The following is a 7,014-nucleotide window of genomic DNA, read 5'->3' on the forward strand; positions in this document are numbered from 1 at the left end:
AAATCAAAATAGGTTGTTTCCACAGCTTGTGGCCTATAAACTTCCTTGTAGAGCTTCCTTAAAGCGGTCTCCACTCTGTCCCAGTCTCGATCCAGACGAACCCAGTCCAGATTGATCTTCTTTCGCCGAACAAAATTAGAAAACACCCTGTAAGCCTCAATGATTTCACCCGCAAAGTTTATATCATTTCTGAAATCATGATTGACGTGTTCATTTTTTGTATTGAACCCCCAGCTTGCGCTGAGGGCATTGAATTATGACTCACGAAGTTTGATCAGCAACAACGAAAAGCTGATCAAAACATCGAGAGTCATCATGACTTCACTATAAGTCATAGACCTCCGTAATGATTAAGATTAATAATTTTATCTTGATCAGGGGAGATACAAAGTGCTATTGAAAATTTCTCTCAAATAGCAAAACCCTTGCTTTTCAAGTCACGAGGTTGCCGCCTCGTGGCCTGATCCTCCCGCAAAAAACACTCCTCAAAAATTCAATTTCATTGAATAAAATCAATTTCGAGAAGCTGTTTGACACCTTAAACAGGCTATTTTTTAAAATCAATATTTTATTCCGGATGGAATATCAGAGACTAAAACATAACCGTTTGAAATAAGATGGTTATATTTTTTCATGCAGCCTGATTACTTTTTTGAGATATTGGCTGAAACGATAATGGAAAGAGAGAAATGAATTCTTTGAATATGTAAAAACAGAAAGGATATTTGTTGAGGCAACAAAAGCACGATAACGCCATGAAAAAACAGGCAAAACCCACCCGGATAAAATCAACAAAATAATACTAATGTTGAAATAAACGACTGGCACACTAAGGCAGTGTGTCCCATTTATTCTTCAGATACTGGTCATGCTCCATCTGATCTGTCTCTTTGTTGGTACACTGTGCCCCTAAACAATTGGTGGTGTAACCAACATTCATTGAAGCCAGCCAGTTTTTGGTTTGCTTGTCTTTAATCGTCCATGCGTTGATTTGGATACCTTGGTCTTCCCAATGCTGAATAAACTCTGGTGTTACCATTTTCTGATGGGGTTCAATCAGACCAATATTGAGCAAATGCGGCACCCAGGTGACAGAAGCCCAGTTATAAATCGCATCCATCACCCAGTTATCAAACACATCCCTACGTACTGCCAGTGCCACGATGATGTCTGGATCGAACTGCCTTACACGGTATAAAATTCTGGGATCAAAGGAACTGACAAATGCTTTGTCGTGCAGTTTCATTTTTTGAAACAGGTTTCCAATCTTTTCCGCATAAACCTTGTAATCGGAAGCATTCTTGGCTTCAATCTCAACCTTCAAACCCAATCCGACAGCAACCGTCATCAATTCCTCCAACGTTGGAATCGTCTCGTCTGTGAGTACTTCTTCACCATCAATCTCATGCTTGATTTTTAATTTTTTCAAAACCGCCAAAGTGTAGTCCTTGACTTTCCCCGCTCCGTTGGTTGTCCGGTCCAGCGTGTCATCATGAATCACGACAAGCTCGTTGTCCTTGCTCAAATGCGTGTCAATCTCAATGGCCTTGCCACCATGTATCCAAGTGTTTTTCACCGCAGTGATGGTGTTTTCAGGTGCTGAATTATGCCCAGCCCGATGCAGGTAAACCAATCCTTTGTATTTACTCGCATCGGGTGAGGGTGGGAGTTGTACCAGGTAAAACCATGCAACAGGGGCGATGATCAGCATTGCTAAAATCATGTAAATAATTTTTATCGGGTAGGATTCTTTGGTTTCTGGGAGGTAGTATCTTAATTTCATTGGCCGGGTAGTGCTAAAGGAGCAATTTGTATTGCCGCGTTAAGAAAATACAACGATATCGTTACAATCGAAAACAGCATAAAAACAAATCCTGTCAAAATTTTTAAATTTCTATTCATGGCTTAAACAGTTTCCCTTCAAAATAAAATTTACAGACAGGACGTTCTTCCTGTGTTTCGCAGGCAAGGTTGATCACTTTGCCTTTAAGAATTTGTACAGCACCCGGGATCTCATCCGCTCCCGATAATTTTACAGGGAAAAGACCGTCTGAATTGCGTGAAACACTGACACACGAGGGAGACGTGTTGACAAACACAAATTCCTTGTTGAAGCCCTCGACGCTGGCCAGACAGGAAGCATCTTCTCCTATGTCATTTTCTGCGGTGTAGAGTCCCATTTCACCAAGCGTTGTTTCATATTCTTTTATCATCTGATTGTATTCAAAACGGTCAATAATCCCGTCTTGCAGCATGGCATCCAGTTCTGTTTTGGATCGCTGATTCTTGGCCTTTTCTGAAGCCTGAAGACGCCTGTCAAAATCCCTCTTTTCCGTCAACTCCTGAGTCTGCTGTTTTTTGGGATTTCCAAACAATAATTCTATGATTGGTATCAATCCCGTATATGACAAAGGATACAAAAAAAGCAAAGAACAAATCATGATTCCCATCAAAACTTTTTCATGCGCTCCTCCTGTCACCATGCGAAACTCTGGGACAAGTGACACAAAATAGGCTTTGACTTTGGGATAGAAAAACATCGGACCCTGTTTTGTGAAGGTATCAGCCACGATATGCATGAAATAGCCTGCTACCGCGGCGATGTACGTCCACCATGAATTAACCACCAATGGAGTCGCTAAACAGGCAATGATCAACACCGCCCAGATGGAATGTGTGATGGTTCGGTGTCCATGGTGGGTGTCAAGATAACGGGATGCCATGGGAAACGCTTTTCCCATGATGGATTTGGGTGTGTCAATGTCCGGGAGTGGTGCTGTAAGTGTGATTGCGACAATCTCACCTGTTGAAATCGGGTGATTGAACATCACGGATGCGCCGACATAGACAAAATGATTGAAAACAATATGGGCAGGTGTGAGCATGTCATATCCGGTAATATTATTTTTTTTGTTGCTGGATGCCTTTTAGCAACGTACCCCTGAAAATCATCAGGAACATTAAAATAATGGTTCCACCAATGACAACCGGGAGGTTGCCTGTCTTCATGCCGTACACTCTGAATGCCGCCAGTAACACACTCAGTAAAACCCAGAACAGCCCGATATTGATCTCGGATGTTCCCGCTTTATGTGTGAGCGCACGCGCTTTTTCCCGTGTGACAGTGGGTTCATTGGCCAGACTGTAGAGCAAATCTGAAGCGGCTCCCGGACTGCCACCCACCGCACGGCGGAGATGCTTGACCAAATGGGTTTCATCCTGGATGGAAATATTTTGCAGTCTCAGAAAATCCCTGGCGATCAGGTCAATATTCGCTTCGGATAAACCGCCAAGTCCCAGCCGCAACGATCTAAAATAGATACTCATGATCGACTGTTTCTTATCTCTGGCAGTGCCTATGATCGAGCCATAAGAAACGATCACAGACAGCAGGCGTTCTCCTGTGATGGGAATGGAATCCACATCATCCACCAGAAAAACAATGTTCCTGTGTACGGTGAGAATCTGCTCCAGAATGTTGATTTTTACGGCGGTTGTCTGCCGTCGTAACGTTTTCCACAACTCATCAAAATCTTCATACTCATCCTGTTTGATTCCTGTGGAATAGATCATGTTCCACTCATAAAGCTTGATAAACAGGGTTTCAAACAGGGTTGCCAGTGGCTTGGACTGACGGATAAACACGACTTTCTTGTGGGCATTTGTTTGATAAAGTTGTTCCAGCAATACGGTTTTTCCAATGAAACGTTCTCCAAAAATGAGTACGGATTGCCTACGATCAAGTCTTGTTTGCAATTCTCTCAGTTCATTGTCCCTTCCAATCAGTCCCACGATCCCGGCAACACCGGAACACGCCATCAAGCCTATCTGTGAACCCAGAATGATCTCTCCCGGGTCATCCTCAATCGGCAGTTCATCCACAAGGATTTCGTCGTTTTCAACAAGGTCCTCATCTTCTTCCTGTGGCGACTCTTCCTCCGGTAGTTCTTCCTCGGTTTCCGTTTCAAGGATGTCGCTTATTTTAAGGTCCATGCTTATTTTTTGGCTGAGGTTGGCACATTGTCGGCAGTTGTGGATTTTTCTTCAGGCTTTGCCTCACGGGATTGCGTCATTTGCAGTCTTTCGGCCAGTGAGCCAATATCAATATGACTGTAAATCGTGGTTGTTTGAACATTGGAATGACCCAGCACCTTTGCCACAAGGTAAAGATCGCCATGCTCCTTGTAGAGATGCGTTCCTGTGAAATGCCGGAGTTTATGCGGTGAATAGGATGTTTGCCCTGAGGCGGTCCAGCAGTTATGCAAATGCGCTCGCATTTGTCTGTCGGTAATGTGCCCTTTCAGCTTGTTCCCAGGGAACAGAAATTCCACTGTATAACCTTGTTCTTTCAGTTCGTCCTCCAGAGACTTGATGCGTTGTTTTAACGCAGGGGAGATAGGCACCTGTCGTTCCTTATCGCCTTTCCCGATGACGTTCAGACTGTAAAACAGTCTATTGTCCTTGGTGATCCCTTCCTTCACATCTCCAAACCGTGTATTGACCAGTTCGGAAATACGCAGGCCGCTCTCGGCCAGAATTTCAACGGCGACCGCAATGAAGGTTTTTTTGTTTCCCCGGCAGAACTGAATCAGTTTCTGAACCTCATCGTCAGAGGGGTATTGGGGCAACCGCTTTCCCACCTTGGGCTTGTTCACGAGTTTTGCGGGATTCGAGTCAATCAACTCCTCCCGAATCATCCATGCGTAAAAGGATGATATGGCGGCAAGCCTGGAGTGGACTGTTTTAGGCGCGAGCTTTTCCATGCTCTGCAAGTAAAGTTTCATCTGTCGGCGTCCCACTTCCTGCACGGTGACTTTCAGTTCATCACAAAATTTCAGATAGTCCTTCATGGTGAGCCTGTAGCGGTAAATGGTTGCCGGTGACTTGTTGGCAAGCTTCATGTCATAGGCGAATTCTTCCAGCAGTTTTTGGATTTCCTGTTGCTTCCGAAAATTCTGTTTTTCAGCAACCTTGGTTTTATAAATGGCTTCCTCTTCCATATTCGAGCCTTCAAAAAGTGGTGTAGTTCCGGGCCTGTTTGTTTCAAATCTCAAATTTTTTAGCCTGTTTACAGGGAATCCATATCAAAAAAACTTCCGGAAATAAATATTTTCGGAATAATTTTTTTTCGGAATATAGGTATTATGAAATATTTTTTGTCATGAAGCCCACGATTGTAGGGTATGGATGTTTATTTTAGTTGTTTGGGCGGAATATCCATCCTTCAGCTTCCGGAAAACAATTTTTTCAAACCGGAAGGATGCTGTGTTTTTTTTAATTTTGCCTTCAATCGCTCTATTTCAGAGGCTTGGCGCTTGATTTCCTGCTTCATGCGGTGTTTTTCTTCTCTAAGTGGCTTTATTACATCATTTTCAAGGTGCATGATCCTGGCGGTGAGTTCGCTGTTTGTCTTGTTCGCAGTGATAAATGTCAGCTTGTTGTCATCAATTTTAATGTCAGGTGACAGGCGCAGGCCAATAACCTTGTCGCCTTCGGTGATGAGTTCAATAAATGGTTTTTTGATGAGTGAGGTCAGGGTTCTGACACCCAGTCGTTTTGAATAGGGTTGAGCGGTGGCCTTGGCGTAATTTCTGACAAGGAGTTCGATGGCATCTGTAGAAATTTCCCGTTTTGGCGCATTCTGGATCGCTGTTAAAATAGACATTTGTAATGATGAGATTCGTGTCTGTTTTTTGCGTTTCATAGAGCCTCATTGATTGAATCGGATAAATACGGGGATGTGATCACTCACCTTCCGGGCTTCACTGAAATCTGAGAATGCCTGTGTGAAATCGTTGATACCAGCAGCACAAACATCCGGTGCGTCCGTCAAAATATTGTCATACTCATTCGCCAGATGTACGCCACTTCTCGTTCGTTTCATTTTCAGGGAGGTTTTGCTGTCAATCCTCGCAATTAAACCCAGTTTCTTTAAGCCATCAAAGGCCTCGTCACTGGCCGTTAAATTGAAGTCTCCCAGCAAAATGCGGATAGAACCTGAAGGCGTCAATGCAGGTTCCTGATGGATTTGACGGATCTCACAAGCGGGACATTTGGCAGTAGGGACAGCATGGAGATTGAAGATCAGAATGGTTTTTATTTTGAGTCTGAACTGTCCGATGAAGGGTTCCCTGTCCAGGGGGTCAGACAATGATTGAGAGAGCCAGGCTTTGACCAGAAACACTTTACTGGTTTTCCAGAGAAACGCGTAGCGTTCACTGCCTCGGCCTGAGGTGGGATCGCTCACGCTGTAATCCCACTTTGCACCAGTGCGATTCAGGCCGTCAGCTATGAGGGCAATCGCTTTGGCTCCGGTGCTGACCATGACTTCCTGAATGGCAACAATATCACTCCCCTTCACGGTTTGGATGATGGTTTCCAGTTCCGAAACCTCCTTGGAAGGGGCTTTTCGATAGAGGGAACCGCCTAAATTCTGAATATTCCAACTCATGACGCTAATGGCGTCCGGCTGGCATTCCGCAAAGATATCCGTAGCAAAAAACAGCATCAACAGTAACAGCAGGCGAGTCATTCAAAACCCTCCCAGGTGTCGATCATCGTCAACAGTTGTTCCCGTTTTTTTAGAACCATGACGCTCAACAGGAACCGGTTGGCTTTGTACTGCACTTCAGCGGTGAGAACCTGATTGTTGAGTTTTCTGGCGCTTTCCTCCATGTCCCAAAGTTCCTCCCGTTTTGATAAGCCTTTTTCAACTCTTGAACGGATGATCTCCGTTCGTTTTTTCAGTAAATCCAGCTCGTTTTTCAGATATTCGAACTGTGATCGTGAAATCTGCATATTCTGCAAAAGTTTTGTGGCATCCGCGATGATCCCCTGGGTGTCTTTATTGAGTCGTTTCAGCTCGTCTTGTTGTTCCCTGAAATCGTAAGTAGCACTCAGATTCAGACTATAGTCGCCGCCTGTTTGTGAACGTGTGCCAGAACTCTCGCCTGTGCTGAGTCCCGCAAGTTCATAGCGGAGGGATGGCGTGAGTTTCAGACCACTCAACCAGGT

The 7,014-nt window shown here is 44.4% G+C and carries 7 protein-coding genes; all 7 read right to left on the reverse strand.

Going from position 1 to position 7,014, the window contains the following annotated elements; all coding sequences use genetic code 11:
* Positions 1–829: 829 nt before the first annotated feature.
* The gene (locus HQM11_21005; GenBank protein MBF0353518.1) at positions 830–1,711 is read right to left on the reverse strand and encodes a hypothetical protein; all 882 of its coding nucleotides are present in this window, start codon (positions 1,709–1,711) and stop codon (positions 830–832) included.
* Positions 1,712–1,898: 187 nt separating this feature from the next.
* Positions 1,899–2,885 (reverse strand): metal-dependent hydrolase, encoded by a 987-nt coding sequence (locus HQM11_21010; protein MBF0353519.1) that lies wholly within the window; start codon positions 2,883–2,885, stop codon positions 1,899–1,901.
* A gap of 16 nt (positions 2,886–2,901) precedes the next feature.
* On the reverse strand, positions 2,902–3,993 hold the full coding sequence (locus tag HQM11_21015; protein MBF0353520.1) for an ATP-binding protein: 1,092 nt from the start codon (positions 3,991–3,993) through the stop codon (positions 2,902–2,904).
* 2 nt (positions 3,994–3,995) lie between these two features.
* The gene (locus tag HQM11_21020) at positions 3,996–5,000 is read right to left on the reverse strand and encodes a tyrosine-type recombinase/integrase (GenBank protein ID MBF0353521.1); all 1,005 of its coding nucleotides are present in this window, start codon (positions 4,998–5,000) and stop codon (positions 3,996–3,998) included.
* Between the two features lie 224 nt (positions 5,001–5,224).
* Entirely contained in the window at positions 5,225–5,704 is a 480-nt protein-coding gene (locus HQM11_21025) for a hypothetical protein (protein MBF0353522.1), read from the reverse strand.
* Positions 5,705–5,710: 6 nt separating this feature from the next.
* Positions 5,711–6,532: an endonuclease/exonuclease/phosphatase family protein gene (locus HQM11_21030; protein MBF0353523.1), complete on the reverse strand. Its 822-nt coding sequence runs from the start codon at positions 6,530–6,532 to the stop codon at positions 5,711–5,713.
* Positions 6,529–7,014, reverse strand: a 486-nt coding sequence (locus tag HQM11_21035) for a hypothetical protein (GenBank protein MBF0353524.1), incomplete at its 5' end; no start/stop codon positions are given. The genes HQM11_21035 and HQM11_21030, both read right to left, overlap by 4 nt.

The sequence above is a fragment of the SAR324 cluster bacterium genome, assembly GCA_015232315.1.
In the GTDB taxonomy this organism is placed as follows: domain Bacteria; phylum SAR324; class SAR324; order SAR324; family NAC60-12; genus JADFZZ01.